General features: G+C 71.3%; 25 protein-coding genes and 1 pseudogene. 10 read left to right on the top strand and 16 right to left on the bottom strand.

Going from position 1 to position 26478, the window contains the following annotated elements:
* Positions 1-51: 51 nt before the first annotated feature.
* The 5 genes from cysS to AC3EUV_RS05395 form a co-directional block, all read right to left on the bottom strand.
* Entirely contained in the window at positions 52-1446 is a 1395-nt protein-coding gene (gene cysS / locus AC3EUV_RS05415) for a cysteine--tRNA ligase (protein ID WP_435602291.1), read from the bottom strand.
* Between the two features lie 122 nt (positions 1447-1568).
* Positions 1569-1973, bottom strand: a complete 405-nt coding sequence (locus AC3EUV_RS05410) for a PPOX class F420-dependent oxidoreductase (RefSeq protein WP_432143616.1) — start codon at positions 1971-1973, stop codon at positions 1569-1571.
* A 143-nt stretch (positions 1974-2116) separates the two neighbouring features.
* Positions 2117-2641, bottom strand: a complete 525-nt coding sequence (gene ispF / locus AC3EUV_RS05405; RefSeq protein WP_435602453.1) for a 2-C-methyl-D-erythritol 2,4-cyclodiphosphate synthase — start codon at positions 2639-2641, stop codon at positions 2117-2119.
* Positions 2634-3380 (bottom strand): 2-C-methyl-D-erythritol 4-phosphate cytidylyltransferase, encoded by a 747-nt coding sequence (gene ispD, locus AC3EUV_RS05400; protein WP_432143618.1) that lies wholly within the window; start codon positions 3378-3380, stop codon positions 2634-2636. The genes ispF and ispD overlap by 8 nt, the downstream gene beginning before the upstream one ends.
* A 414-nt stretch (positions 3381-3794) precedes the next feature.
* Positions 3795-4277 (bottom strand): CarD family transcriptional regulator, encoded by a 483-nt coding sequence (locus AC3EUV_RS05395; protein ID WP_003953493.1) that lies wholly within the window; start codon positions 4275-4277, stop codon positions 3795-3797.
* Positions 4278-5129: 852 nt separating this feature from the next.
* On the opposite strand from AC3EUV_RS05395, the gene AC3EUV_RS05390 reads away from it, so the two are divergent.
* Entirely contained in the window at positions 5130-5771 is a 642-nt protein-coding gene (locus tag AC3EUV_RS05390; protein WP_435602290.1) for a copper chaperone PCu(A)C domain-containing protein, read from the top strand.
* Positions 5772-5890: 119 nt separating this feature from the next.
* On the opposite strand, the gene phoP is transcribed toward AC3EUV_RS05390, so the two are convergent.
* Both phoP and phoR read right to left on the bottom strand, forming a co-directional pair.
* Entirely contained in the window at positions 5891-6562 is a 672-nt protein-coding gene (gene phoP, locus AC3EUV_RS05385; RefSeq protein ID WP_465270490.1) for a two-component system response regulator PhoP, read from the bottom strand.
* Between the two features lie 5 nt (positions 6563-6567).
* On the bottom strand, positions 6568-7836 hold the full coding sequence (gene phoR / locus AC3EUV_RS05380) for a two-component system sensor histidine kinase PhoR (protein WP_387243078.1): 1269 nt from the start codon (positions 7834-7836) through the stop codon (positions 6568-6570).
* A 537-nt stretch (positions 7837-8373) separates the two neighbouring features.
* Between phoR and phoU the strand changes: the two genes are divergently transcribed.
* Entirely contained in the window at positions 8374-9051 is a 678-nt protein-coding gene (phoU, locus tag AC3EUV_RS05375) for a phosphate signaling complex protein PhoU (RefSeq protein WP_432143620.1), read from the top strand.
* 135 nt (positions 9052-9186) lie between these two features.
* Positions 9187-9342, top strand: a complete 156-nt coding sequence (locus AC3EUV_RS05370) for a hypothetical protein (protein ID WP_432143637.1) — start codon at positions 9187-9189, stop codon at positions 9340-9342.
* A gap of 110 nt (positions 9343-9452) precedes the next feature.
* Here AC3EUV_RS05370 and AC3EUV_RS05365 read toward each other — a convergent pair whose 3' ends face one another.
* Both AC3EUV_RS05365 and AC3EUV_RS05360 read right to left on the bottom strand, forming a co-directional pair.
* Entirely contained in the window at positions 9453-9701 is a 249-nt protein-coding gene (locus AC3EUV_RS05365; RefSeq protein ID WP_432143621.1) for an SCO4226 family nickel-binding protein, read from the bottom strand.
* Between the two features lie 212 nt (positions 9702-9913).
* On the bottom strand, positions 9914-10675 hold the full coding sequence (locus AC3EUV_RS05360; protein ID WP_042149646.1) for a phosphoglyceromutase: 762 nt from the start codon (positions 10673-10675) through the stop codon (positions 9914-9916).
* Between the two features lie 253 nt (positions 10676-10928).
* On the opposite strand from AC3EUV_RS05360, the gene AC3EUV_RS05355 reads away from it, so the two are divergent.
* Positions 10929-12335 carry an MDR family MFS transporter gene (locus AC3EUV_RS05355; protein WP_435602289.1) on the top strand — a complete coding sequence of 469 codons (1407 nt, stop codon included), beginning with the start codon at positions 10929-10931 and terminating at the stop codon, positions 12333-12335.
* A 28-nt stretch (positions 12336-12363) separates the two neighbouring features.
* Here AC3EUV_RS05355 and AC3EUV_RS05350 read toward each other — a convergent pair whose 3' ends face one another.
* Both AC3EUV_RS05350 and mshA read right to left on the bottom strand, forming a co-directional pair.
* A complete protein-coding gene (locus AC3EUV_RS05350; RefSeq protein WP_432143623.1) occupies positions 12364-12924 on the bottom strand; it encodes a type III secretion system chaperone family protein in 561 nt (186 codons plus the stop codon).
* Positions 12917-14287, bottom strand: coding sequence for a D-inositol-3-phosphate glycosyltransferase (gene mshA, locus AC3EUV_RS05345; RefSeq protein WP_432143624.1), 1371 nt, complete (start codon positions 14285-14287; stop codon positions 12917-12919). Before mshA ends, AC3EUV_RS05350 begins: the two co-directional genes overlap by 8 nt.
* 323 nt (positions 14288-14610) lie before the next feature.
* Here mshA and AC3EUV_RS05340 point away from each other — a divergent pair, with 323 nt between their 5' ends.
* Positions 14611-15447 (top strand): class I SAM-dependent methyltransferase, encoded by an 837-nt coding sequence (locus tag AC3EUV_RS05340; protein WP_432143625.1) that lies wholly within the window; start codon positions 14611-14613, stop codon positions 15445-15447.
* A gap of 64 nt (positions 15448-15511) precedes the next feature.
* On the opposite strand, the gene AC3EUV_RS05335 is transcribed toward AC3EUV_RS05340, so the two are convergent.
* Positions 15512-16381 carry a helix-turn-helix transcriptional regulator gene (locus AC3EUV_RS05335; protein WP_432143626.1) on the bottom strand — a complete coding sequence of 290 codons (870 nt, stop codon included), beginning with the start codon at positions 16379-16381 and terminating at the stop codon, positions 15512-15514.
* Between the two features lie 239 nt (positions 16382-16620).
* Here AC3EUV_RS05335 and AC3EUV_RS05330 point away from each other — a divergent pair, with 239 nt between their 5' ends.
* The gene (locus AC3EUV_RS05330; protein ID WP_432146732.1) at positions 16621-17628 is read left to right on the top strand and encodes an aldo/keto reductase; all 1008 of its coding nucleotides are present in this window, start codon (positions 16621-16623) and stop codon (positions 17626-17628) included.
* Positions 17629-17749: 121 nt separating this feature from the next.
* Positions 17750-18100, top strand: a pseudogene (locus tag AC3EUV_RS05325) (NUDIX domain-containing protein); the annotation flags it as partial.
* Here AC3EUV_RS05325 and AC3EUV_RS05320 read toward each other — a convergent pair.
* Entirely contained in the window at positions 18087-19427 is a 1341-nt protein-coding gene (locus AC3EUV_RS05320; protein ID WP_488187955.1) for an NsdA family TPR-like regulatory protein, read from the bottom strand. The pseudogene AC3EUV_RS05325 and the gene AC3EUV_RS05320 overlap by 14 nt on opposite strands.
* A 189-nt stretch (positions 19428-19616) precedes the next feature.
* On the opposite strand from AC3EUV_RS05320, the gene AC3EUV_RS05315 reads away from it, so the two are divergent.
* The 3 genes from AC3EUV_RS05315 to AC3EUV_RS05305 all read left to right on the top strand — a co-directional run bounded on the left by AC3EUV_RS05315 (position 19617) and on the right by AC3EUV_RS05305 (position 21680).
* Positions 19617-19826 carry a hypothetical protein gene (locus tag AC3EUV_RS05315; RefSeq protein ID WP_432146727.1) on the top strand — a complete coding sequence of 70 codons (210 nt, stop codon included), beginning with the start codon at positions 19617-19619 and terminating at the stop codon, positions 19824-19826.
* Positions 19817-20008, top strand: a complete 192-nt coding sequence (locus tag AC3EUV_RS05310; protein WP_435602287.1) for a hypothetical protein — start codon at positions 19817-19819, stop codon at positions 20006-20008. The genes AC3EUV_RS05315 and AC3EUV_RS05310 overlap by 10 nt, the downstream gene beginning before the upstream one ends.
* A 535-nt stretch (positions 20009-20543) precedes the next feature.
* The gene (locus tag AC3EUV_RS05305; protein WP_435602286.1) at positions 20544-21680 is read left to right on the top strand and encodes a hypothetical protein; all 1137 of its coding nucleotides are present in this window, start codon (positions 20544-20546) and stop codon (positions 21678-21680) included.
* A 140-nt stretch (positions 21681-21820) separates the two neighbouring features.
* Here the strand turns inward: AC3EUV_RS05305 and AC3EUV_RS05300 are convergent, their stop codons facing one another.
* The 3 genes from AC3EUV_RS05300 to AC3EUV_RS05290 all read right to left on the bottom strand — a co-directional run bounded on the left by AC3EUV_RS05300 (position 21821) and on the right by AC3EUV_RS05290 (position 25864).
* Positions 21821-22240 (bottom strand): NUDIX hydrolase, encoded by a 420-nt coding sequence (locus tag AC3EUV_RS05300; protein ID WP_432146724.1) that lies wholly within the window; start codon positions 22238-22240, stop codon positions 21821-21823.
* Between the two features lie 86 nt (positions 22241-22326).
* Positions 22327-23628 carry a CHAD domain-containing protein gene (locus AC3EUV_RS05295; protein WP_435602285.1) on the bottom strand — a complete coding sequence of 434 codons (1302 nt, stop codon included), beginning with the start codon at positions 23626-23628 and terminating at the stop codon, positions 22327-22329.
* Complete coding sequence (locus AC3EUV_RS05290) at positions 23591-25864, bottom strand: RNA degradosome polyphosphate kinase (RefSeq protein WP_432146722.1); 2274 nt, start codon at positions 25862-25864, stop codon at positions 23591-23593. Before AC3EUV_RS05290 ends, AC3EUV_RS05295 begins: the two co-directional genes overlap by 38 nt.
* Positions 25865-26478: the final 614 nt, after the last annotated feature.

The raw sequence follows: 26478 nt of genomic DNA, 5'->3' as shown, positions 1-26478 counted from the left end.
CGGCCACCGGGGCGGTCGAATCCGGGTGGCCGGTGACGGGCGGGACGGGGGTCAGGACAGCGACCAGCGCGGGCCCGAGGGGGTGTCCTCGATGGCGAGTCCGGACTGCTGGAGCTGGTCGCGGATGGCGTCGGCGGTGGCGTAGTCCTTGCGGGAGCGGGCGGCCTGGCGCTGGTCGAGGACCAGGCGGACCAGGGAGTCGACCACGCCGTGGAGGTCGTCGCCGCGGTCCGTCCCGGCGCCGGACCAGCGCTCGTCGAGCGGGTCCAGGCCGAGCACCCCGAGCATCGCCCGCAGCTCGGCGAGCCGGGCCACCGCCGATTCCTTGTCGTCGGCGAGCAGCGCGGAGTTGCCCTGGCGGACGGTGGTGTGCACGATCGCCAGCGCCTGCGGGACGCCCAGGTCGTCGTCCATCGCCTCGGCGAAGGCCGGCGGCACCTCGGGCGCGGGCTCGACGGCGCCGGCCTTCTCGACCGCGCGCTGGATGAAGCCCTCGATCCGCGCGAACGCGGACTCGGCCTCCCGCAGCGCTTCCTCGCTGTACTCGATCATCGAGCGGTAGTGCGGGGTGCCCAGGTAGTAGCGCAGCACGATCGGGCGCCAGTGCTTGACCATCTCCGCGACCAGCAGGGAGTTGCCGAGCGACTTGGACATCTTCTCGCCGCTCATGGTCACCCAGGCGTTGTGGGTCCAGTACGCGGCGAAGTCGTCGCCGTACGCCTTGGCCTGCGCGATCTCGTTCTCGTGGTGCGGGAAGACGAGGTCGACGCCGCCGCCGTGGATGTCGAAGGCCGAGCCCAGGTACTTGTGGGCCATCGCCGAGCACTCCAGATGCCAGCCGGGCCGGCCGCGGCCCCAGGGGGTCTCCCAGCTGGGCTCGCCCTCCCTGGCCGCCTTCCACATCGCGAAGTCGCGGGGGTCCCGCTTGCCGGTCTCGCCCTCGCCCTCCGGCTGGCGGAGGTTGTCCAACTCCTGGTTGGACAGCTGGAGATACTCCGGGAAGGACTTCACGTCGAAGTAGACGTTGCCGTCGGCGGCGTAGGCGTGGCCCCGCTCGATCAGGCCGCGCATCATCTCGATCATCTCGGGGATGTGGCCGGTGGCGCGCGGCTCATAGGTGGGACGCAGGCAGCCGAGAGCGTCATAGGCCGTGTTGAAGGCGACCTCGTTCTCGTAGCCGATCGACCACCAGGGACGGCCCTGCTCGGCCGCCTTCTTGATGATCTTGTCGTCGATGTCCGTGACATTGCGCACGAATGTCACGTCGTAGCCGCGGTAGTCGAACCAGCGGCGCATGATGTCGAAGTTCAGTCCCGACCTGATGTGCCCGATGTGCGGGGCGGCCTGCACGGTCGCGCCACACAGGTAGATCGAGACACAGCCCGGCACGAGCGGGGTGAAGTCGCGAATCTGCCGGGCGCTGGTGTCGTACAGGCGAATCGTCACGGAACCAGGGTAGTCGGAACGAGGCAGTGCCCCGCGACCCATTGGGCCACGGGGAAACAGATCCGCCACAACCGCCCGATTCGCCCGAAGTGCCACCCCGCCCGGAGCGGCCCGGGGCCTGGTCAGATGCTGCCCACGATCTTGCGCGGGGTGATCCGCACCACGACCCGCTCGGCGTCCTCGGCCGACGCCGGGTTGAACTCCGCGTACGGCTTGCCGGTGTACTTCCGCGACAGCTCGTCGATCAGCTCCGGCCCGCCCTCCGTGCTGAGCGAAGCGGAGCCGCGGACCTCGGCGTACGTATAGGGCGCGTCGAAGGGCTGCACGACAACGGAGACTCGGGCATCGCGGCGGAGGTTGCGCTCCTTGCGGCGGCCGACGGTCGTCGAGATCAGCAGATCGTCGCCGTCCCGCTTCACCCAGACCGGGGAGACCTGGGGGCTGCCGTCGGGCTGGACGGTCGCCACGGTCACGAAGACCGGGGTGTCGAGGAGCTGCTTGAGGTCGTCCGACAGGGTGGCAGTCACGAGGGGTCCTTCCAGCGGGCCGTTCCGAGGGACACGAGTACTCCGATGCTCCCCCCAACACCCGCGCGGCGCCCGGCATTCCCGCGCCATACGGGGGAATGCCGGGCGCCGCGTCCGCCGGTCCGGGCCCTGCCGGAAACCGGTCAGGCCGTACGGAAGACGATCGCCGTGGCGACCGCGGCCAGGCCCTCGGCGCGGCCGGTCAGGCCCAGCCCGTCCGAGGTCGTGCCGGAGACCGAGACCGGCGCCCCGACGGCCGCCGACAGCGCCTTCTGGGCCTCGTCCCGGCGCTTGCCGACCTTCGGGCGGACGCCGATGACCTGCACCGCGACATTGCCGATGGTGAAGCCCTCGGCCCGCACGATCCGCGCGGCCTCGGCCAGCAGGGTCACCCCGGACGCGCCGGACCACTCGGGGCGGCCGGTGCCGAAGTGCGCCCCCAGGTCGCCGACGCCGGCCGCCGAGAACAGCGCGTCACAGGCGGCGTGGGCGGCCACATCGCCGTCACTGTGGCCGGCCAGGCCGTAGCCGTCGCTCTCCGCGGCGTCCCAGAGCAGCCCGGCGCACCACAGCTCACGGCCCTGCTCGAAGGCGTGCACATCCGTGCCGATGCCGACGAGCGGGAGCAGCGGGGCGGCGGGGGCCCCGGCGGGGATCGGCTCAGACATAGCCATCGGTGGCCCTCCTGCGGGCGAGTACGGCCTCGGCCAGGACCAGGTCCAGCGGCCGGGTCACCTTGAATGCCTCCTCGTGGCCGGGAACGACCACGACCGGCGAGCCGAGCCGTTCGACCAGCCCGGCGTCGTCGGTGGCACCCTCGCCCTCGACGACGGTGTCATGCGCCTTGCGCAGGGTCGCCAGGTCGAAGCCCTGCGGGGTCTGTACGGCGCGCAGCAGCGCCCGCTCCGGGGTGCCGACGACCGGCTCGGGGGAGCCCTGCGGCTGCGGATCGACCTGCTTGACGGTGTCGGCCAGCGGCAGCGCCGGGACGACGGCGGGCGCACCTGCACGGACGGCGGCGACCACCGCGTCGACCGTGTCGACCGGGACCAGCGGCCGCGCGGCGTCGTGCACCAGCACCACGTCGACGGTGTCCGGGAGGGCGGCCAGACCGAGCTGGACGGACTCCTGGCGGGTCCCGCCGCCGGGGACGACCCGCAGTTCGGTCCGCTCGGGCAGCGGATGCTCGTCGAGCAGGCGGCTGACCTCGGCGGCGCCGTCGGGCGGGGCGACCACCACGATCACGGAGATCGCGCGAGAGGCGGCCATCGCGCGGACGGCGTGCACCAGCATCGGGGTGCCGCCCAGGGTGCGCAGCGCCTTGGGGGTGCCGGGACCGAGCCGGACACCGCGGCCGGCGGCGGGAATCACCGCGGCGGTGCGGAGGGGACGGGAGGGATCTGACATCGATGGCTCCGGAGTCCGGGGCGAGCCCGGAATTGACGCAGACAGGTTTGTTTCCTCGGACGAGGTGGGTATGGCCTGGGCGTGCCCCCTACGGGGGGAGTGCCGGGCGCGACGCCTTGACCGGACCCTTCCGTGACATCGGTCGAGCCAGCTGCCCGGGCCCGGCACGTCACAGGGGGGCGGTGGTCCTCGCGGGTACCAGCTGATCGCCCCCCATGGATCCATCGCAACACCCGCAGATATGCCGCAGCGCCCGGCAACGGACCGCTCCCCTCGGGGAGTCGATCGTCACTCGGGCACCGCGGCATTGCTACGTCGTCGCTGCGTAGGATTTCCTTGGCTGGGATTTCCTGGCGCTGGATTTGCCTGCGTTGGATGGCGCCAACGCCGGGCAGGGCCAGCGCTTCAGCGTCGTCAGGACGCGAGTACCTCGTCGAGCAGGGCCTCGGCCTTGTCCTCGTTGGTGTTCTCCGCGAGGGCGAGCTCGCTCACCAGGATCTGGCGCGCCTTCGCGAGCATCCTCTTCTCACCGGCGGAGAGGCCGCGCTCACGCTCACGCCGCCACAGGTCACGCACCACTTCGGCAACCTTGATCACATCGCCGGAGGCGAGCTTCTCGAGATTTGCCTTGTAGCGACGGGACCAGTTCGTGGGCTCTTCGGCATACGGTGCGCGAAGCACCTCGAAGACCCGGTCCAGCCCGTCCTGACCAACCACGTCGCGTACGCCGACGAACTCCGCATTGTCCGCTGGCACACGAACAGTCAAGTCGCCCTGGGCGACCTTCAGCACCAAGTAGGTCTTGTCCACGCCTTTGATCTGGCGAGTTTCGATGGCCTCGATCAGCGCGGCCCCGTGATGGGGATAGACCACGGTGTCGCCAACCTTGAACGTCATGTGACAGGTACCCCTTCCGTGGCTATCCATGCTAACACGGGAACGGGCCGTTCTGAATGGCGTTTTCGCAGGTCAGGGCATATCTCGGGGCTTGACAACAGCGACCGGAACGTGCTGCGAGGGGTCTCGGGAGATGGGAATTCGCAGGTCGGAGGGGCTGCACGGGTGAGCGGAAACATGCCCGTCATGTACCGGGAAGGCGATGACCGACAGGCCGAACGTCCCGGTTTGCACGGATCCACACGAGCGAGTTCCGGTACTCCGTTCGGCTGCTCAGGGGCCTCTTCGGACGGATTCCGGAATTGATCACGAACCGGCGGGCGAAGAGTGTGATCAATTCCGCGTGCCCTTCACATTCCCTGCGAATACCGCTTTTCCCAGGAAGGAAACCAGCCGCTCGCCACCCGAACGGCCTCTTGCCGAAAATTCATGCCCGTTCTTGAGAACGTTCTCGACTCCGTCTGATCTGCGAAGCGTTCCGTGTGCCGTTCCGCCGGCCGTTCCATCGGTCGTTCCATCGGTCGTTCCGGGTACCGCGTGCGGCCGGCCGTTTCGCGGTGCGTTCTCCCGTCGCTTCCCGGGGGCTCCGGCCGCCGTCGGGTCCCGTACAGGGGCCGCGTACGAGGGCGGTGGAACGGGGCCCGGGCGGCGGTGGCGGGCCGCTGATCGCGCTGGGGGCGGGTCGGGTGCGGCGGCGCGAGGGCGGCTCGGTAACCTAGCGGCGCTGACACACCCTTAGGGCGGCTTTACGCACCCGTCGTCATGACGCGTACGGAGGGCCGCCCCAGCCGTCCATCCGCGACCGGGCACGAACGTTCGGCCGCCGTAGCTCGTCAAGGAGATGCCGCCGCCGTGAGCCGCAGCCTTCGACGCGGCGTCCTCGCCGCCACCGTCCTCTCGCTCTCGATCGCCACGCTGTCCGCGTGCGGGGCCGGGAACGACGCCCAGACGCTGGAGGTCAAGCCGGACAACGCCGCGACCTCCGTGGGCGACATCAAGATTCAGAACGCCAACGTGATCACCCAGCCCGAGGTGGACGCCAAGGGCCCGGCCGTGGTCTCCGCGACGGTGTTCAACAGCGGCACCAAGGACCAGAAGCTGACCGCGCTCTCCGTCGACGGCACCGGCCAGACGGCCAAGCTCGCGCCGGCCGACCACGGCTCCGGCCCGATCACCGTGCCCGCCGGCGGCTCCGTCGTGATCGGCGGCGAGGGCAACCCCTCGGCCGTCCTCGCCAGCGGCCGGGAGGCCGTCCAGGACGGCAACGCGCAGCCGCTGACCTTCAAGTTCAGCTCCACCGGGCAGGTGCGGATCAACGCCTACGTCGTCCCGGCGAAGAACTACTTCGAGGGCTACGGGCCCTCGAAGGTGCCGTCGCCCTCCGGCTCGCCGTCGGCGTCCGGGTCCGGCAAGCCCTCGGGCAAGCCGTCGGGGTCGGCGTCCCCGTCCGGTTCCGGCGAGCCGACCACCGCGGCGGACCACGCCGAGCACTGAGCCGGCCGCACGACGGCGGCAGGCCGTCACCACCACGCGTCAGGGGCGCCCGTCCGATCCGGAGGGGCGCCCCTGACGCGTGGCGTGGCGCAGCGCCGCAGGGCGCCGCGCGGGCCGGTTTACGGCTCGAACTTGTAGCCCAGGCCGCGGACCGTGACGAGGTAGCGCGGCGCGCCCGGGTCGGGCTCGATCTTGGCGCGCAGCCGCTTGACGTGCACGTCCAGGGTCTTGGTGTCGCCCACGTAGTCGGCGCCCCAGACCCTGTCGATGAGCTGCATGCGGGTCAGCACCCGGCCGGCGTTGCGCAGCAGCATCTCCAGGAGGTCGAACTCCTTCAGCGGCAGATCGACCTTGCCGCCGGCGACCGTGACGACATGGCGGTCCACGTCCATCCGGACCGGGCCGGCCTCCAGGGCCTGCGGGGCGACCTCCTCCGGCTCGCCGCGGCGGCGCAGCACGGCGCGGATACGGGCGACCAGTTCGCGGGAGGAGAAGGGCTTGGTGACGTAGTCGTCGGCTCCTATTTCCAGGCCGACGACCTTGTCGATCTCACTGTCCTTGGCGGTCACCATGATGACCGGGACATTGGAGCGGCCGCGGAGCTGGCGGCAGACCTCGGTGCCGGGCAGGCCGGGCAGCATCAGGTCCAGCAGCACGAGATCGGCGCCGTTGCGCTCGAACTCGTCCAGTCCGTCAGGGCCCGTAGCCGCGATGGCGACCTCGAAGCCCTCCTTGCGAAGCATGTACGACAGTGCATCGCTGAACGATTCCTCGTCCTCGACGACAAGCACTCGGGTCACGGAAGGACCTCCGGGGCTGGGTGAGCAGGGAGCGGATCGTTGAAGGTCTCGTACGGGCGGTCCTCGTCGTCGAGGCCCTCCGCGGAGAGGTCGGCGGGCCGTTCGCGGTCGCGTACGGCCCCGGCTTCCGGGAGACGCAGGGTGAAGGTGGAACCTTGTCCCTCGGCGCTCCACACCGTGACCTCCCCGCCGTGCGAGGCGGCCACATGCTTGACGATGGCGAGGCCGAGGCCGGTCCCGCCGGTGGCGCGCGAGCGCGCCGGGTCCACACGGTAGAACCGCTCGAAGATGCGGTCCCGGTCCTTCTCGGATATCCCGATGCCCTGGTCGGTCACCGCGATCTCGATCAGGTCGCCGCCGGGCGCGGAGACATGGCGCCCGGCGATCCCGACGCGGGTGCGCGCCGGGGAGTAGTTGACGGCGTTCTCGACGAGGTTGCCCAGGGCCGCCGCGAGCTGGCCGCGATTGCCCCAGACGCTGAGCTCGGCGGTGCCGCCGGCGGCCATCGTGATCTGCTTCGCGCCGGCCTGCTGGCGGCAGCGGTCCACCGCCTCGGCGACCAGCTCGTCGACCCGGACCGGCTCGGCGTCCTCCAGCGGGTCGTCGTTCTGCACCCGGGAGAGATCGATGAGCTCCTGGACGAGGCTGGTCAGGCGGGTGGCCTCGTTCTGCATCCGGCCGGCGAAGCGCTCGACGGCCTCGGGGTCGTCGCTGGCGTCCATCACGGCCTCGGAGAGCAGCGACAGGGCGCCGACCGGCGTCTTGAGCTCATGGCTGACGTTGGCCACGAAGTCGCGGCGGACGGCCTCTATGCGGCGGGCCTCGGTGAGGTCCTCGACCAGCAGCAGGACGAGCCGGGAGCCGAGCGGGGCGACTCTGGCGGAGACCGCGAGGGCCTCGCCGCGGCCGGTGCCGCGGCGCGGGAGATCCAGCTCGACCTGGCGTATCTCCCCGTCCCTGCGGGTGTCGCGGGCCATCTGCATCATCGGTTCGACGGCGAGCTTGCCGCCGCGGACCAGCCCGAGGGCGTACGCGGCGGAGCTGGCCTTGACGACGGCGTCGGCCTCGTCGAGCACCACCGCGGAGGAGCGGAGCACCGAGAGCACGGTGTCGACGCCGGGCGGCAGCGCGGCGTCGGTGTGCAGCGAGCTGCGGGTGGGCTTGGCCTGATCGCGCTCGCTCCAGCGGAACGCCAGCATGGCGAAGACGCCGGTGCACAAGCCGGCGATCGCTGCCACTGCGGCGACGGCCGCATCCACGTTCATGACTCCAGGTTATGCGCCGGGTCGGACACTTCCCCAGCCGTGCGAGGCCCTGCTCGAACAGCCGTCGCCCAGAGTTCACTGTGGCGTCCCTACGGGTTCACTCCGGAGGCCGGTGCGGAGCGTGCGCCCGTCCACCGGATGCCCCTAGGGAAACCGGCGCGTGCGCCCCACCGATCCGGCGCACGGCCAGGTGAACCGCCCGGCCGGCCCCGGGGCAGCGGTTGCGTCGCCCAGAGTTCACCTTCACGTCGGTGCTGGTTCACCCCCGGTGGCACCGCAGGTCGCGCGGCGCCCGCAGGGTGAGGGTGCGGGTGCCGGACCGGTTCCGCTCCGACCCGCGACCGGACACCCTGAGCGACCGCGGGCGGGCGCCCCTCCGGAGCACGGCACCGCGGAGTACCGGCTCCGCGGAGCGCTCCTCCGGGATCCGCGCCGCGCGGGCACCGGCCGTGAGAGCGTGGGCACAGGTCACCCTGCACCCCGTTCCACCTCCCACCCCACGCCACATCACCACATCGAAGCGAGAGAAGGTCACTGATGCGGGACGCGTACCACGAGGAGCTGGATTCGATCGGCGAGGGCCTGGTCGAGATGGCCCGGCTCGTCGGCTCCGCGATCGGGCGCGCCACCACGGCGATACTCGACGCGGACCTCAAGCTGGCCGAGAACGTCATCGCCGGCGACGAGAAGGTCGATGACCTCCAGCGCGACCTGGAGGCCCGTGCGATCGCCCTGCTCGCGCGGCAGCAGCCGGTCGCCACCGACCTGCGGATCGTCGTCACCTCGCTGCGGATGAGCGCCGACCTGGAGCGCTCCGGCGACCTGGCCCAGCATGTGGCCAAGCTGGCCCGGCTGCGCTTCCCGGAGTCGGCCGTTCCGCGCGATCTGCACGCCACCATTCTGGAGATGGGGCAGCTGGCGCAGCGCCTGATGGCCAAGGCCGCCGAGGTCATCATCACCAAGGACGTCGACCTCGCGCTCCAGCTGGAGCAGGACGACGACGCGATGGACATGCTGCACCGCACGCTCTTCCAGCACCTGATGGACGACCGCTGGAAGCACGGCATCGAGACGGCCGTGGATGTGACCCTGCTGGGCCGCTACTACGAGCGCTTCGCGGACCACGCGGTGTCCGTCGCCAAGCGGGTCGTCTACCTGGTCACCGGTGAGCACGCCGACGAGATCGCCCCGCCGACGGCGGTGGAGGGGGCCTGACGGCACCGGCGGGCGGAGGGCGCGAGTCCGCCCCATGAGCCACCGTGCGCCGTTGACGTGTGCTTCCACGCGCCGTTGACGCGCCTCGTCACCCGGGCTTGCAATGGGCAGCAGGTGACCCCTAGGAGGCAATGCATGGCACCCATGGCGGACTCCCCCAGCCCCGCGGCCGAGGCCCCGACGGCCGTCGACCGCCCGCGGCTCCCGCTGCTCGGCGCCTGTGGCTGCGGCCCCGGCTGTAGCTGCGGCTGCCAGTCGGGCGGACCGTGCCAGTGCGGCGGCGGCTGCTAGCGACCTCGACGGCACAGCGCCACGGCGGCCCCGACCGGTCGGTTCCGGTCGGGGCCGCCGCCGTGTCCCGCGGCCGCGGCGCTCCCCTTACGGGCCGCCGCGAGGCCGGGTCACACAGTGAGCGTCAGCGGATGGATCTCGTCCGCCTTGTGGCCGGCGCGCTCGTGGATGCGCTGCACGGCCCCCGCCGACGGCGCCTCCGACAGACAGAACACATCGCCGGACTCCGTGTCGGCCCAGGCGTGCTCGAAGGTCACGCCCTCCTCGCTCTGGATGGCGAGATCGGCCTGATGCGCGGCTTGGAACTCATCGCGCGTGAGGTCCTTCATACCGTGATGGATGTCCATGAACTTGGGCATCGGGCTCATCCTCCAGGTTGCAGACGACACCCCCTCTTCCATGCTGCACGCTGCCCTTGCTCTCAGCTACGGCTGCCCGCCGGGCGGCGCCGGAGCAGGAGCCGGATGCCGCCCCGGCACGAGGAGGAAGCACCAAGGCCCCCGGCCGACGGCGTCATCGCCGCAGGCCGGGGGCCTTGCTCCGCACGCGGTGCGGACTGCGCTGGCGTGGGCTACTTCTTCTTGCCCTGGTTCTTCACTGCCTCGATGGCGGCCTTGGCGGCCTCCGGGTCGAGGTAGGTGCCGCCGGGCTTGACCGGGCGGAAGTCGGCGTCCAGCTCGTAGGCGAGCGGGATGCCGGTGGGGATGTTCAGGCCGGCGATGTTCTCGTCGGAGATGCCGTCGAGGTGCTTGACCAGCGCGCGCAGGCTGTTGCCGTGCGCGGCGACCAGGACCGTGCGGCCGGCGAGGAGGTCCGGGACGATGCCGTCGTACCAGTACGGCAGCATGCGGACGACGACGTCCTTGAGGCACTCGGTCTTCGGGCGCAGCTCCGGCGGGATCGACGCGTAGCGCGGGTCGTCCGACTGGGAGAACTCGGCGCCGTCCTCCAGGGCGGGCGGCGGGGTGTCGTACGAGCGGCGCCAGAGCATGAACTGCTCCTCGCCGAACTCGGCCAGCGTCTGCGCCTTGTCCTTGCCCTGGAGCGCACCGTAGTGGCGCTCGTTCAGCCGCCAGCTGCGGTGGACCGGGATCCAGTGCCGGTCGGCGGACTCCAGGGCCAGCTGCGCGGTGCGGATGGCGCGCTTCTGGAGGGAGGTGTGCACTACGTCGGGGAGCAGGCCGGCGTCCTTGAGCAGCTCTCCGCCGCGGACTGCCTCCTTCTCGCCCTTCTCGTTGAGATTGACGTCCACCCAGCCGGTGAACAGGTTCTTCGCGTTCCACTCGCTCTCGCCGTGGCGGAGGAGGATCAGCTTGTACGGTGCGTCGGCCATGGCGTCGAGCGTAATCGACGGCCGGACCAGGCCCTGCGCGGGTCCAGGAGCTGGGATCCCCGGCGACGTTTGACGCTTCCCGTCAATTGAGTGGCGGGTCGGGCCGGGCGCTCAGTAGGGTGCGGATGCCGCAGTCACCACTTACACCGCTCGCCTCTTCCGTGCCCGCCGCCCGCCCTTACGGCGCCCGACGCGGCCGGACCTGCCCGCATCCCTGCCACGCACCGCTTCACCATTCGACGGGGGAAATGTCATGTCCGCATCCACACCCGGCCCCACCAGGCGGTCCGGTTTCCGAAGGGCCGCCCTGGAGAGCGTCTCCGGCCTCCCCCGGCAGTTCTGGTGGCTGTGGACCAGCACCTTGATCAACCGGCTGGGTGCCTTCGTCGCCACCTTCCTCGCCCTCTATCTGACCGTCGAGCGCGGCTACTCGGCCTCGTACGCGGGACTGGTGGCGGCGCTGCACGGGCTGGGCGGCGTGATCTCGTCCGTGGGTGCCGGGGTGATGACCGACCGGCTCGGCCGGCGGCCCACCATGCTGATCGCGCAGCTGTCGACGGCAGCGTCCGTCCTGCTGCTCGGCTTCATGACGGACCCGGTCGCCATCGCGGTGGTGGCGGGCCTGGTCGGTATGGCGAGCAACGCCTCCCGCCCCGCCGTCCAGGCGATGATGGCGGACATCGTCGCCCCCGAGGACCGCGTCCGCGCCTTCTCCCTGAACTACTGGGCGATCAACCTCGGCTTCGCCATCTCCTCCACCGCCGCCGGACTCATCGCCGAACACGGCTACTTGGCCCTCTTCGTGGGCGAGGCCACGCTCGTGCTGGCCTGTGCGCTGGTGGTTTTCTGGAAGCTCCCGGAATCGCGCCCCGACCCGAGCACCCCGGGCGGCCCGGACGACGGTGCCACCGGTCCGGCCCCCGCCCCGGTCTCCATGCTGACCGTCCTGCGCGACGGCCGGTTCATGACCGTCGTCGGCCTCAACCTGCTGCTCGCGCTGCTCTTCCAGCAGGCCTATGTCTCGATGCCCGTGTCGATGGGTCAGGACGGCTTCTCCAGCGCCCAGTTCGGCATGGTCATCGCGGTCAACGGCGTGCTCGTCGTCCTGCTTCAGATCCCGGTGACGCGCTTCATCGAACACCGCAGCCCGGCCCTGCTGCTCATCGGCTCCGCCCTGCTCGCCGGCTACGGCTTCGGGCTGACCGCGCTGGCCGGCTCGGTCGCCATGTACGCGGTCGCCGTCACCGTCTGGACCCTCGGCGAGATCATCAACTCCCCTACCCAGATGGGGCTGGTGGTGCGGCTGTCCCCGCTGCACGGCCGCGGCCGCTACCAGGGCATGTACAACCTGTCCTGGTCGGTCGCCTCCCTCGCGGCCCCTCTGCTCGGCGGCGTGGTGATCGACCAGTACGGGGCGGATGTCCTGTGGGCCGGCTGCGCGGCCGTGGGCACGGTGGCGGCGGTGGGCTACGGGCTGCTGCTCCGGGGCCTGCCGGCGGTGGAGGGCACGGGGGCGGTGGCCGCGGGGCAGCCCGTAGGTGACACGCGGGAGTCGGCGGAGCCGGTGTCGTCGCAGTCGGTGTCGTCGGAGCCGGTGCCGCCTTCCGGGCGTGCGCGGGAGGTTGGGGCGCCGGTGGGGGCGGGCGAGCCGGTGGCGTGAGGGGGCGCCGGGCCCTTCGGCGTAACGGCTACGCGGAGGGCCGCTGGGTCAGATGCGCGAAGGCGTCGAGGTTGCGGGTGGACTCGCCGCGGGACACCCGCCAGGCGTACTCCTTGCGGATCGCCGTGGCGAAGCCCATCTCCAGCAGGGTGTTGAAGCTGCCGTCGGCGTTCTCCAGGACCGTGCCGAGGATGCGGTCGAGTTCGTCGGGGGTGACGGCGGCCAGCGGGAGCTTGCCCACGAGGTAGATGTCGCCGAGCTTGTCGATCGCGTAACCGACGCCGTAGAGGCGGGTGTTGCGTTCGAGGAGCCAGCGGTGCACGGCCTCGTGGTTCTCGTCGGGGCGGCGGACGACGAAGGCGTTGATGGAGAGCGAGTGCCGGCCGACGATCAGCGAGCAGGTCGTGGAGAGCTTGCGGGTCCCGGGGAGCTTGATGACGTAGGTGCCGTGGGAGGGGGACTCCCAGTCGAGACCGGCGTCGTTCAGCGTCTGCTCGATCACCTCGTGCGCGGTCGCCCCCGGGGGCACGGCCGGCCCGGCCTGCCCCGTCGCCTTGCTCACGCCGTGGTCCTCGCCCGTGTCACCCATGGAGCGATCGTAGGTGACGGCGGTGCTCCTGCATGGCGGCGGTGTAGACGTCACCGGTCGCCGCGGCGGCGGTGTCCCAGCCGAAGGACTGGGCGTGCCGGGCCGCGTCGGTGCCCATCCGGGTGGGCAGGTCCGGGTCCGCGACGAAGCGGGCGAGCGCGCGGGCGTAGTCGGCCGGGTCATGGCCGGCGACGAGGAAGCCGCTGACACCGTCGCGCACCGCCACCGGCAGCCCGCCGACCGCGGCCGCGATGACCGGGGTGCCACAGGCCTGGGCCTCGATGGCGACCAGTCCGAACGACTCGCTGTACGAGGGCATGACCAGCACGGAGGCGGCGCGGTACCAGTCGGCGAGCTGTTCCTGGCCGACCGGCGGGCGGAACTGCACCAGATCCGCGATGCCGAGCCGGGCGGCCAGCTTCTGGAGGCCCTCGGGCTTGGCCAGACCGCTGCCACTGGGCCCGCCGACCACGGGCACCACCAGACGGGAGCGCAGCGAGGGGTCCCCCGCCAGCAGGGCGGCGGCCGCGCGCAGCAGGATGTCGGGGGCCTTCAGCGGCTGTATTCGGCCGGCGAAGAGCGGAATGACCGCGTCCTGAGGCAGGCCGAGGCGGGCGCGGGCGGCGGCCCGGCTCTCGGCGACATCGCCGCCGGTGGGCCGGAAGCGGTCGAGGTTGACGCCGGGGTGCACCACCGCGATCTTGTCGGGCTCGGCCTCGTAATGCCGGGCGAGCTCGTCCGCCTCCTCGGCGGTGTTGGCTATCAGCCGGTCCGCTGCCCGGACGATCTGGGTCTCGCCGATGACCCGGGCGGCCGGCTCGGGGGTGTCACCCACGGCCAGCGCGGCGTTCTTGACCTTGGCCATGGTGTGCATGGCGTGCACCAGCGGGACGCCCCAGCGCTCGCCGGCCAGCCAGCCGACATGGCCGGAGAGCCAGTAGTGGGAGTGCACCAGGTCGTAGTAGCCGGGGCGGTGGCCGGCCCACGCCTGCATCACGCCATGGGTGAAGGCGCACAGCTGGGCGGGCAGCTCCTCCTTGGCCAGGCCCTCGTACGGGCCGGCGTCCACATGCCGTACGAGGACGCCGGGGGCGAGCTCGACGGCAGGCGGGAGGGTACCCGTCGTGGCGCGGGTGAAGATCTCCACCTCGATGTTGATCGAGGCGAGCTTCCTGGCCAGCTCGACGATGTAGACGTTCATGCCGCCGGCGTCGCCGGTGCCGGGCTGATGCAGCGGGGAGGTGTGCACGCTGAGCATCGCCACCCGCCGCGGACGGCGGGGGCTGCCGGGCAGCCGCAGCCGGGCCTGGCCCGGGAACTGGCCATGGGGACGACTGCGGAGCCGGGACACGTATTGGCTCACGTCGAGCTACCTCCTAGGCGAGGCGGCGGCGCGCCTCCGACCCCGTCCAACAACCGACCGCGGCCATCCATTTCCGTTCGGCACGCACTCCGCGTACTTTGCCAAAGCGTGACCGAGCGGGGGCGGGCGGGTTCTCTGGGAGAGTGGCCGGGAACGGGGCGGGAGGGGCCGGGAGGGCGCGGCCAGGTGGGGCCCGGTGGATGCTCGGCGGGGGCTCGGCGGGGCCCGGCGGGACCTCGGCCGGCCCCGGCAGGACCTTGGCCGGCCCCGGCGGGGGACCTCGGCGGGCGGCGCACCCGCGGCCACCCCATACTCTCGATGCCATGGCCCGCCGCCCCTCCGTCCCCGCCGCCGCCCCGGCGGCCGCACCCTCCCGCCCCGTCGGCACCGCCACCCGCGGGACCACCAACCCCAACCGGCTGCGCCGCATGGACCGCTGGATCGCCGCGGAACACGGCGCCGTGCTGCGCCGCGCCGCCGACCCCGTCGCGGTCGACCTCGGCTACGGCGCCGCGCCCTGGACCGCGGTGGAGCTGCTGGGCCGGCTGCGGACCGTCCGGCCGGACGCCCGGGTCGTCGGCATCGAGATCGACCCGGCGCGGGTCGCGGCCGCGCGGACCTACGAGCGGCCCGGGCTGGACTTCCTCCACGGTGGCTTCGAGGTGCCGCTGCCGGGTCAGCGGACGCGGGCGCCGGTCCTCATCCGGGCCGCGAATGTGCTGCGGCAGTACGACGAGGCCGAGGTGGCGGCCGTGTGGCGGCGGCTGTGCGCACGGCTGGCGCCCGGCGGGCTGCTGGTCGAGGGCACCTGCGACGAGATCGGGCGACGGCACGTCTGGGTGGCGCTGGGCCCCGAGGGGCCCCGCACGGTCACCTTCGCGGCCCGCCTCAGCGCCCTCCAAACCCCCTCTGAACTGGCCGAACGTCTCCCGAAGGCGCTAATCCACCGCAATGTGCCGGGCGAGCCGGTCCATGCCTTCCTACGGGACTTCGACCGCGCCTGGGCCACCGCCGCCCCGCTCGGCGCGCTGGGCGCCCGCCAGCGCTGGCGGGCGGCCGTGGCGGCGCTGGCCACGGACTGGCCGCTGACCGGCGACCCGCGGCGCCGCCGCCAGGGCGAGGTCACCGTGCGCTGGGAGGCGCTGGCCCCTAAGGGGTGAGCAGGGCAGCCCCGGCCCTACACAGGTCAGCGCCGGCCCCCAGGGGATGACCCGGGCCCCGCCCCTACGCGATCAGCGCCGGCTCCGCCAGGGCCCGCCCCAGCTCCCGGATGCGCCGCTCCGTCTCCGAGCCGTGCGGCGCCGTGTACGTCACCAGCGCCTGGTCCGGGTCGTTGCCCAGCCGGAAGCTCTCGAAGGTGACGACGAGCTCGCCCACCTGGGGATGCAGAATCCGCTTGGTGCCGCGCAGACACTCGTGCACCGACTGCGTCTCCCAGATCCGCCGGAAGTCCGGGCTGTGGGCGAGGAGTTCATTGACCACCTCGCAGATCCGCGGGTCGTCGGGGTGCCGGCCGCTGTCGGCGCGCAGATTGCCGACCACCTCCTCGGCCTTCGCCTCCCAGTCCGGGTGCAGGTCACGCGCCGCCGGGTCGAGGAAGACCAGCAGCGCGGTGTTGCGCCGGTCCGGGGCGAGCCCCTCCAGGTCGAAGGCGATCCGGCCGCCCAGCGTGTTCCAGGCCAGGATGTCCAGCCCGCGGCCGACCACGATGGCCGGGACGGTGTCCGCCATCGCGTCCAGGACCTGCTGGATCTCGGGGCGTACGGTCCGCCGGGGCGCGGGGCCGGCGGCGCAGCAGTCCGCACCGGGGCGCCGGGGTACGGCGATATTGCGCAGGTAGGTGATCTCGCCGTCGGTCAGCCGCAGCGCCCGCGCGATGGCGTCCAGGACGGAGTCGGAGATGGCGGGGGCCCGGCCCTGCTCGATCCGGGTGTAGTAGTCGACGCTGATGCCGGCGAGCTGGGCGACCTCCTCGCGCCGCAGCCCGCGCACCCGGCGCCGGTTCACGCCACCGGGCAGGCCCAGGTCGGCCGGGTCGAGCGCCGCGCGGCGCGCCTTGAGGAACGAGCTGATCTCGATTTCCGCGTACAGCATCGGTCCAGTATGCGACGCACGGCCGGTTGGGTGGTTCCCCCCGTCCCAGGATGCGACGGGCCTGGTCCGCTCCCCGTACGGGCAGCAAGGTGGTGCCCGTACGTCTCGGGGGCGCCCCGGAGCGGAGGTCCCCGGGGCGCGCCCCGGAACGCGCTCCGGCACGCCCCGGAGACGCCGTTCGGGACGACCCCTAAGACCTCGCAAACTCGCGGCTCGAAGACTCGCAGAAGGAGCACCTCATGCAGCGCAGGATCCTCGGCGGCACCGGCATCTCGGTCAGCGAGTACGCGCTCGGCGCGATGATGCTCGGCGGCTGGGGCAACACCGATCACGACGACTGCGTACGGATCGTGCACCGCTCGCTGGACGCCGGGATCAACTTCGTGGACACCGCGGACGTGTACGCCGCCGGCGAGTCCGAGGAGATCGTCGGCAAGGCGCTCAAGGGCCGCCGCGAGGACGTCGTCCTGGCCACGAAGGCCGTCAGCTCCATGGGCCCGGACGCCAACCACGGCGGCAGCTCCCGGCGCTGGATCATGCGCGCGGTGGAGGACAGCCTGCGCCGTCTGGGCACCGACTACATCGACCTCTACCAGATGCACCGCCCCGACCCGACGACCGATATCGACGAGACGCTCGCCGCGCTCTCCGATCTCGTCCGCGCCGGGAAGGTGCGGGCCATCGGCTCCTCGACCTTCCCCGCCGAGCAGATCGTCGAGGCCCAGTGGACCGCCGAGCGCCGCGGCCACCTCCGCTTCCGCACCGAGCAGCCGCCGTACTCGATGCTGGCCCGCGGGGTGGAGAACGCGGTGCTGCCGACCGCACAGCGCTACGGCATGGGCGTGCTGACGTGGGGCCCGCTCAGCGCCGGCTGGCTGTCCGGCCGCGACCTCTCGGCCAGTTCCCGGGCCGGAATGGAGAGCCAGAAGTTCGACCTCTCGATCCCCGGGAACGCCCGCAAGGCCGAGGCGGTCACCGCCCTGTCGAAGGTCGCGGCGGAGGCCGGCCTGTCCCTCCCCCACCTGGCGACCGCCTTCATCCGTTCGCACCCCGCCGTGACGTCCGTGATCATCGGCCCCCGCACCCTCGACCAGCTCGACAGCATGCTGGACGGGTCCGGGGTGACGCTCGACGCGGCCATCCTCGACCGGATCGACGCCATCGTCCCGCCCGGCACCGACCTCAACCGGGCCGACAGCTACTACCTGCCGCCGGCCATCGCGGACGCTTCGCTGCGGAGGCGGTGAGGGGGAGGCTGCGGGGGGGGGGAGCCGGTCTCTTCACTGCGGGGGCCGGACACGGGCATGGCGGGCGAGCCACAGCGGCCAGCCGAGACCGTCCTGAACATCGAGGCTGGTCAAGGCATATGGCGAAACACCGGAGGAGGCTGCGGCTCGGGAGGTGGAGGAAGAGACCGGCTGGCGTCCCGGCCCGATGAAGCCGTTGATCTATGCCGAACCGGCGAACGGCATCACGGATTCCCAGCACTACGTATTCCGGGCAGACGGCGCGACGCACATCGGCCCGCCCACGGAGAAGAACGAGTCCGACCGTATCGAGTGGGTTCCCTTGGCACGGGTCCGCGGAATGATCGACCGTCGGGAGGTCGTCAGTAGCGGTTCGCTCGTCGGGCTGCTCTATGTCCTCATGGACGAGGCGATCCGTGGTCCGCATGCGGCGTCAGCGGAGTCCCGTCCTACGCGCACTACGCTGCCTTGAGCCGCCCCACTTCCCGTGCCTGGTCGGACAGTTGACGCACGGCAGCAAAGCGGCGATACGGGCGCAGCCCCTCCCGCAGGGTGGCGAAATGCTCGTCCCCGCGAGCGCCGGAGGTCCCCGCGTAGTCGTCCATGAAGCGGCCCCATGCCTCGCAGGACTCTTCCACGTGGCGCATGGCGAGGAGGCGTCGGGCGAGAAGTCCGTTGGTGTGCAGGCGGCCCTGGCGTTCCTGCGCCGGCCGGACACGGTTCGAGCGGCGCAGCGCCCGGACCGATTCCGGGCGGTCGCCCAGCTCCCACAGCACGTGCGCCACGTGGAACTCGTAGGCGGCACGGTCGTAACCGCCGATGTGGTCGTTACGGCCGTCAGCCCGTGACAGGGCCGCTTCGGCCTCCCGCAGCCGGGTGAACGCCTGGCGTCGGTCCTTCACCATCGCGGCGCCGTGTGCCTGTTGTCCCCGGAGGAACGCGGTCAGGCGCGGGCCCGCGACGGGGGCGGCTTCTGCGGCGGAGTCGGCGAGTTCAAGGGCCTTCGCGCCGTGGCCGAGGTGGGATGCCTGCAACGCCATGCCCCGCAGGGTCCGGCAGTAGGTGAGGTGGTCCTCGGCGGCGCCGGCGAGTTTGAGGGCCTTGACGAAGTACCGCTGCCCGACGCGGTGTTCCCGTTCGTACATGGCCATCCAGCCCGTGAGATAGACCAGGTCGGCGGCGGCCGACCGCATCGCCTTCCGGGCCTCTTCCGTGCCACCGGCCTTCAGATAGGGGCCGACGGTATTGACGAGGAAGGCTGCGGCCATCGGCCGGGCGTGCGCTCCGCCGAGGTCATCGAGGATGTCCGCGATGTTCTCCGTCATCTTCCGGACGGTCTCGATATCGCCTACGCCGATCCGCACCGTACGCCCGGCGGTCGCCGCGTCGCCCCTCCCCGCGACGGCGTCAAATCCCGGCACGACCAGCGCAGCCGAGTACAGCCCGGCGCCGAGCACCGCCCGCCGTGAGGGGTCCATATCGGCCCTGCCCAAATCCATCACTCCCGCCGCGATGTCGGCTGGTTCTCCCGGGTCGGCGCTCTCACCGAGGCCGGCTTCGGCCCGCGTGACGGGGCGCTTCAGCAGCCGGGAGAGCGCCTCGGCGACAGCGTCGCGCGCCTCCTCCTTCGGCACGGACCCCTTCAGCCAGTGGGACACCGATGATTTGTCGTAGTGCGTCGTCACGCCGAGTTCGGCGGCGGCCAGGTTCACCGCCCGCGCGAGCTGCGCGTTTCCGATCCCACCTGCCCGCATGAGACCAGCGAGTGCGAGGTTCGGCGTTCGTGAGCGTGATGCCATCTCGTGAACCCCCGAGCGTTCAACCCGTTCAACCGTCCCTCCACTCTGCTCCCTTACCCGGTGAGCCGTCGGGGAGTTGAGTGAATACCAGCCGTCGGGAGGCTCCTTCCGTCGGATGCTTGACAGCTCTGTTCGCGCCTGCCGCCAAGAGGTTGGGCGGATCGGGCTGCCGACCGATGAGGAGACCTCGTGATCTCACACATCACGATCGATCAGCGGGACATCGCCTACGACGCCCGCGCCCAGCAGGCCGCGCTGTCGGTGACCGTCCACCACCGCGACGGTGCTACGGAAGCGTCCCTGCTCGTCATGGACCCGGGACAGGTGGAGCTGTACGCCATCCAGCTGGGTCAGGCGATTGCCAAGCGGAAGGCCGCGCAGGAAGCGGCATGGCGATGAATGGCCGGCCCGAGGTCGGTGACGAGGTGGAGGATGGCGGCCGCCGGACGATCGTCACCGATATCCACCAGGGCGTTTACCTGTTGCGGCGTGGTGCGCGCGTATGGCCCGCTGCGGACCCTGCGGGACTGAGGATCATTCGGACGCGGGCACAGCGGCTCGCTGACAGCGACTTCGGATGAGGGATACCCGCCGGCGAGGGCTCCCACTACGCAAGTCACTGCGTTTTCGTCACGCACGAACCGGCGACCGTGCTGCGCAAGGAACCCGGCCTGGACCTGCGCTGAACAAACATCATCCGGCACCCGAAATCGAGGGCCGAATCCATTAGATGGTGGATGTGCATCCGGCTGCCCGCACCTACGTTGATGATGCCGCGGTGGCCTGGGCGCACGGGGTGAACCGGTGTCCGGCCAAGTCCCGGTTACGGCGCTGGGGTGCGCAATAAGCAGCAGCCCGAATCACCGGATGCATCACCGTCCGTTGTGCCGTCGCCTCAGCGTCGGGTGGTCGCAGCGCTGGAAACGCGAAGAAGAGACGAAAGGAACATGGCTCATGCCCCCTCCACAAGCCCCGCGAAGTGCGAAGCGAAGAATGTCGGCGTTCCTTGCGGGGGCACTCGCCGTACCACTGTCGCTGCTCGCTACCACGCCGGCTCATGCAGAGGATCCCTCGTGTGACAAGAGTTCCAACACCGGATGCCTGACCATCACCCGCGTGCAGCACGATACTGGGGTGGGTCTCGGGAGGGTCGCGGACCCGAATGGCACCGTTGATCTGCTGAATGGCGACTCATCGGACAGCAATGACCTCGTCCTGCGGATCGTCGACGCGGACAACCCGGACACGGCGCCAAGCGATCAGTGGAGCTTCAAGCCCAACCCCAACAACGACGGCAGCTTCCAAATCGGCAACAACATCCCCAGCAAGAGCGGCTGCGTCGAAGTCGACGAAAATGGCTACATCACCATGGACGCCACCTGTGATGCCACCAACCAGAAGCAGCTGTTCTATGCCCAACCGGTCAACGACGAGGCCAACACCTACCTGATTCGGCGCGTCGACAACGACGATTGCATCAGCTCGCATTGGGACCAGTACGCCCCCGCCTACGACGGCGGTCACTCCCTCCAGATAAATTCCCGTGGCTGCACCCCAGATTCGGGCAACAGCGGGCAGGACCACACTGTGCAGTGGACTGTGACCGCGGCCCCCGGTGAGGGCGCAACCGGCCCGACCCTCGATGATCTGGCGACGCAGTACGCGCTGATCCAGCGCAACAATGGATCCGGCGTCATCACGGCGAGTTCGTACACCATCACCGACGACTCCCAGCCCGCCTTTGTCGGGCCCTACTCGCTCGTTTCCACATCGAGTGACAAGGATCCCTCCTCCCCCGTCTGCAAGAACTCCAGCACCGAGGGCAATTTGAGCTGCGCCTTCAGCTGGTCATCGTCCACAATGGACACCGTCACCGAAACAGACACCATCGGCGTCAATCTCACGCTCGGACCGGGCAAATGGGATGGCGAGGATCTGAGCCCACTGAAATCCGACGTCCAGATCGGATACCAGCACACCTTGACCAAGACTCAGACCAGCACTGAGACCTCGGGCACCAATTACACGGTCGATGTTCCGCCCGGCCAGACCGCGTGGCTGGCGCGAGCCCTGGCGCTCAAGACGACCACCGGCGACTGGACATTCACCAACGATGTGGGGTCGACGTGGACGCACCACATGACCGTCACCCTGCCGGTGGAGGGCGTCGACAATGTCCACAGCGTCATGGTGAAGTGCAGCGCAGACTCCACAGCACCTGAGTGCACGTCCACCAAGCCGGGTGGAGTGTAGTCAGCCCGGCGCGAGTCGCGGGTTCGAAGCAGGTCCGTAGCTCCGCCGGTTGACTGATCCCGGCTGCCTCGCACATCCGAGGCAGCCGGGATCGGTGTGTGCGAGCGGCTTCCAGGGAACGCAGGCAGGGGGCTCAGGCGTCACGCCAGATGGAGTGCCGCCAGCAGCGCGTCCACCAGGGGGCGGTCGCGTTCCTGGGTGAGGCGGAGGCGGGCGTCCGCTGGGGAGAGCCACTCCAGGCGGTCTACCTCGGTGTTGGGGGTGAAGGCGCCGGCGAGGGCCTCGGCGGCCCAGTAACGGACCTGTTTGGGACGGCCGTTGGCCATGTAGTAGGAGGTGGGCAGGGGGGCGCCGGGGCGGCAGTCCATGCCGGTTTCCTCGGCCACCTCGCGCACCGCGCCGGCCAGGGCGTTCTCGCCGCGCTTCAGCTTGCCTTTGGGGTGGGACCAGTCGTCGTACTTGGGGCGGTGGACGAGGGCGATCTCCAGCCCGTCCTCGGTCGGGGCGCGGCGCCACAGGACGCAGCCCGCGGCCCGTACCGGATTCTGAAAAGACGTCACCTCGGCACCCCTTTCCGTGCGGTCATGGGGCCACCTTCTCAGCCCGGCCGCGCCCCGTCCGCGCGTTCATGTCCCGCGTCGCCTCCTCAGCCTTTGCGGTCCGGTGCCCGGGGCAGCCAGACGCGGCCGAAGGCGAAGCGGGCCGCCTCCACCTCGTGGCGCTGGTCGGCGTGCAGCACGCCCAGGGCGTAGGCGGTGGCCGGGGCGATGCGGGGGGTGCGGGCCGCGGCGGCGGCTGCGGCGGCGGCCTCCGCGGCGTCCCGGTGCCACTCCAGGGCCCGGCCGGCCTCCGCGAGCCGGAGGTCGCTGGTCTCCGGCGCGATCACCTCCCGGGCGTAGCGGCTCAGCCGCACCAGCATCCGGACCTGGTGCCAGGGCGCGTCCTGGCGCTGGTCGGCGGCGAGGGCCGCGGCGTTGTACGGGTAGCCCGCGCGGGACAGCGGCAGGGCGGCGACCGCCTCCGCGAGCCGCCGGTGCGCCTGCTCGACGAGCGGCGGGAGCGCCTCGCCGGCCGGCAGCTCGGCGGTCTCGGGGGCCAGTGGCACCTCGGAGGCGAGCACCGCCACGGAGTCGGCGACGGCATGGAAGCGGGAGGAGCCCAGGGCCTGGAGCGCGGCGGAGTGGGCGCGGGTGCGGGCGAGGGTGAGCTGGCGGTCCAGCAGCGCCCCGGCGCGCGCCGCACCGGCCGACAGCGCGCCGTCGGGGTCCGGGTCGGAGGAAGGGACGGAAGGGGAGGAGGGGGAGGAGGGGGGCTGGCCCGTGGGGGTGCGGTCGGGGCGTTTGCCCCGTTCTCCCCGGCCGGTCCGGTCGCTGCGCTCGGGGCCCCGGCCAGTGAGTCGCTGGAGGGCCGTCATCAGCCGTTCGCGGCGGGCCGCGCAGGTCTGTTCGCGGGCCAGGGTGCCGGACAGCCAGCCCAGTTCGGAGCGGAGCTGGTCGGCCCAGTCCTCTTCGGTCAGCGGCCGGAAGGTGTGCAGGGTGGCGCTGATCCGGCGGGCGGCGCGGCGCAGCTGCCGGGCGGCCTCACCGGCGCCCTCGGCGTCCGAACCGCTCTCCCGGTGCAGCCGCAGACTGCGCAGGAAGTCCGCGGACTGCTGGTGCAGGTACTCGGCGAGCACCTCGTCGGCCGTATGGGAGGCGAGGCCGGCACCGATGTCGGGGCCGGTTCCGCGGTCTCCGCCGTCGTCGTCGCCGGTGCGGGCGGCCGTCACGGGCCCGTACCCGGTGTCATCCTGCCCGTACATGCCGTCGTTCCCCCCGTACGGCCCGTCCACCACCGCGGCACGGGCTCCGGGCGCCCGGCCGGGCTCGTATCCGAATCCGAGGAGACCCGCCGGTCCTCCGCTCGGCTGGTCATGTCGCTGGGCCACGCCGGCGCCTCCGGGCGTCAATGAGCATTTCCTGTACGTTGCGCAGCGGCGCGCCGTCCGCGTCCACCGCCTGCCGGTTCCAGTCCCCGTCCGGGCCCAGGTGCCAGGACGAGGTGGCATCCGACGTCCCCCGCTCCAGCAGCCGGTTGAGGGAGGCGCGGTGCGCCGGGTCGGCGACCCGCACCAGCGCCTCGATCCGGCGGTCCAGATTCCGGTGCATCATGTCGGCGCTGCCCAGCCATACCTCGGGCTCCCCGCCGTTGCCGAAGACGAAGATCCGGGAGTGTTCGAGGAAGCGGCCGAGGATGCTGCGGACCCGGATGGTCTCGCTCAGGCCGGTGACGCCCGGCCGGAGCGCGCAGATGCCGCGCACCCAGATGTCGATCGGCACCCCGGCCTGGGAGGCGCGGTAGAGCGCGTCGATGACGGCCTCGTCGACCATCGAGTTGACCTTGATACGGACGTAGGCGTCACGGCCCGCGCGCTGGTTCTCGATCTCCTTGTTGATCCGCTGGACCAGGCCGTCCCGCAGGGACTTGGGGGCGACCAGGAGGCGGCGGTAGGTCTCGCGGCGGGAGTAGCCGGAGAGCCGGTTGAAGAGATCGGAGAGGTCGGCGCCGACCTGGGGGTCGGCGGTCAGCAGCCCGAGATCCTCGTAGAGCCGGGCCGTCTTGGGGTGGTAATTGCCGGTCCCCACATGGGAGTAGCGGCGCAGCATCTCGCCTTCCTGGCGGACCACGAGCGAGAGCTTGCAGTGCGTCTTGAGGCCGACCAGGCCGTAGACGACATGGCAGCCGGCCTCCTCCAGCTTCCGCGCCCACTTGATGTTGGCCTGCTCGTCGAAGCGGGCCTTGATCTCGACGAGGACGAGCACCTGCTTGCCGGATTCCGCGGCATCTATCAGGGCGTCCACGATCGGTGAGTCACCGGAGGTGCGGTAGAGCGTCTGCTTGATCGCGAGCACATCCGGGTCGGCGGCGGCCTGCTCCAGGAACGCCTGGACGGAGGTGGAGAAGGAGTCGTAGGGGTGGTGCAGCAGAACGTCGCGGGCGCGCAGGGCGGCGAAGATGTCCGGCGCGGACGCCGACTCCACCTCGGCGAGGTCACGGTGGGTGCCGGCCACGAACTTGGGGTACTTCAGCTCGGGCCGGTCCAGGGCGCCTATCCCGAAGAGGCCGGTCAGGTCCAGCGGGCCGGGCAGCGGATAGACCTCGGCGTCGGAGATCTTCAGTTCCTGGACGAGCAGGTCGAGCACGGCCGGGTCGATGGACTCCTCGACCTCCAGACGGACCGGCGGTCCGAAGCGCCGCCGCATCAGCTCCTTCTCCAGCGCCTGGAGGAGGTTCTCCGCGTCGTCCTCCTCGACCTCCAGGTCCTCGTTACGGGTCACCCGGAACATGTGGTGCGCGCGCACCTCCATGCCCGGGAACAGCTCCTCCAGGTGGGCGGCGATGACGTCCTCGATGGGGACGTAGCGCTGCGGGGAGGCCTCCAGGAAGCGGGAGAGCAGCGGCGGCACCTTGACCCGCGCGAAGTGGTCGTGGCCGCTGACCGGGTTGCGTACGACGACGGCCAGATTCAGCGAGAGGCCGGAGATGTACGGGAAGGGGTGCGCGGGGTCCACCGCCAGGGGCGTGAGCACCGGGAAGATCTGCTGGCGGAAGAGGGTGAACAGGCGGGCCTGCTCCTTCTCGGTCAGCTCGGGCCAGCGGATCAGATGAATGCCCTGGTCAGCGAGCTCGGGGGCGATGTCCTGCTGGAAGCAGGCGGCATGCCGGGCCATGAGTTCGCGCGAGCGGGTCCAGATCAGGTCCAGCACCTCACGGGGCTGGAGCCCGGACGCGGAGCGGGTGGCGACGCCGGTGGCTATCCGCCGCTTCAGACCCGCGACCCGGACCATGAAGAACTCGTCCAGGTTGCTGGCGAAAATCGCCAGGAAGTTAGCCCGTTCGAGGAGCGGGGTGGCCGGGTCCTCGGCCAGTTCCAGCACCCGCTCGTTGAAGGCCAGCCAGCTCCGCTCGCGGTCCAGGAACCGGCCGCTGGGCAGCTCCTCGCCGTCCGCGCCCACCACGCCCTCGTCCTCGTACGCATCCGGATCGGCGTCGAGATCGGGCTCCAGGCCGGGCACCGTGCCCCGGACCGCGTTCGGGCGGTGCGCGGCGATGGAGCCCACGGAAGGCTGGGCCGAGGGGCCCGGGGCCTGCGTGGTGGGCATCTCGGGCTGGACCTGTGCCTGAGCGCTGGGCTGCTGGTTCATGGCCTTATTCTTCCGCGTTCCGGGGGTTCCAGGCGCGTCAGGAGGTGGCGGCGGCGCGAGATGGAGCCTCGGGTTCGGGACGGTCGGCACAGCGGGCTGCATTCAGCGATGCTCGCAAGCGACGTTGAATCGCCGGTAACGCGGATATGGCGGACAGGCAAGCGGGGTGCTACTCCCAGGGGTATTTCGGGTCGGCCGGGGCCCGGCGCCACGCCGGGGGCGGCGGGGCTCGGAGGCCCGGGGCCGGAGGCCGATCGGCGGGCCGCGTCCCTTGTCTTTCCCCTGCGCTGCCTTTGTAACACGCGCGGAGAGCGGGGAGAAATGCGCCGGCTTTCCGATCAAGGAATTGCGGGGGTGGTGATCTTGCGGAATGCGGGTGGGGAATGACGGGGGAATGCGGTCACGGGGGGGGGAGGGGAGATGCGGGAGGCGGTGGGATGCGGCGGGATTCTGCAATTCCCGGCATTCCGGTGGGGCGCCGGCGGCGGCCGGGCCCGCCGGGCGGTGCCTCGCACCGGGGCCGGGGCCCCGCCGGTCCGCCGGTCCCGGCCGTCCGCCAGTCCGCCGGTCCGCAGGGACGGCCCCCGGCTCACCCCGCCCCCCGTCCCCCTCCC

Source organism: Streptomyces sp. bgisy130 (assembly GCF_057708345.1).
The sequence above is the reverse complement of the archived record's forward strand: the minus strand, read 5'-3'. Positions and strand labels throughout refer to the sequence as shown.

Excerpts from the sequence above, each read along its gene's own strand:
- ispF (WP_435602453.1), bottom strand. The coding sequence starts at position 2,641 with ATGTCTGAGCCGATCCCCGCCGGGGCCCCCGCCGCCCCGCTGCTCCCG.
- ispD (WP_432143618.1), bottom strand. The coding sequence starts at position 3,380 with ATGTCAGATCCCTCCCGTCCCCTCCGCACCGCCGCGGTGATTCCCGCC.
- AC3EUV_RS05395 (WP_003953493.1), bottom strand. The coding sequence starts at position 4,277 with ATGACGTTCAAGGTTGGCGACACCGTGGTCTATCCCCATCACGGGGCC.
- phoR (WP_387243078.1), bottom strand. The coding sequence starts at position 7,836 with ATGAACGTGGATGCGGCCGTCGCCGCAGTGGCAGCGATCGCCGGCTTG.
- phoU (WP_432143620.1), top strand. The coding sequence starts at position 8,374 with ATGCGGGACGCGTACCACGAGGAGCTGGATTCGATCGGCGAGGGCCTG.
- AC3EUV_RS05370 (WP_432143637.1), top strand. The coding sequence starts at position 9,187 with ATGGCACCCATGGCGGACTCCCCCAGCCCCGCGGCCGAGGCCCCGACG.
- AC3EUV_RS05365 (WP_432143621.1), bottom strand. The coding sequence starts at position 9,701 with ATGCCCAAGTTCATGGACATCCATCACGGTATGAAGGACCTCACGCGC.
- AC3EUV_RS05360 (WP_042149646.1), bottom strand. The coding sequence starts at position 10,675 with ATGGCCGACGCACCGTACAAGCTGATCCTCCTCCGCCACGGCGAGAGC.
- AC3EUV_RS05355 (WP_435602289.1), top strand. The coding sequence starts at position 10,929 with ATGTCCGCATCCACACCCGGCCCCACCAGGCGGTCCGGTTTCCGAAGG.
- AC3EUV_RS05350 (WP_432143623.1), bottom strand. The coding sequence starts at position 12,924 with ATGGGTGACACGGGCGAGGACCACGGCGTGAGCAAGGCGACGGGGCAG.
- AC3EUV_RS05340 (WP_432143625.1), top strand. The coding sequence starts at position 14,611 with ATGGCCCGCCGCCCCTCCGTCCCCGCCGCCGCCCCGGCGGCCGCACCC.
- AC3EUV_RS05335 (WP_432143626.1), bottom strand. The coding sequence starts at position 16,381 with ATGCTGTACGCGGAAATCGAGATCAGCTCGTTCCTCAAGGCGCGCCGC.
- AC3EUV_RS05330 (WP_432146732.1), top strand. The coding sequence starts at position 16,621 with ATGCAGCGCAGGATCCTCGGCGGCACCGGCATCTCGGTCAGCGAGTAC.
- AC3EUV_RS05320 (WP_488187955.1), bottom strand. The coding sequence starts at position 19,427 with ATGGCATCACGCTCACGAACGCCGAACCTCGCACTCGCTGGTCTCATG.
- AC3EUV_RS05310 (WP_435602287.1), top strand. The coding sequence starts at position 19,817 with ATGGCGATGAATGGCCGGCCCGAGGTCGGTGACGAGGTGGAGGATGGC.
- AC3EUV_RS05290 (WP_432146722.1), bottom strand. The coding sequence starts at position 25,864 with ATGAACCAGCAGCCCAGCGCTCAGGCACAGGTCCAGCCCGAGATGCCC.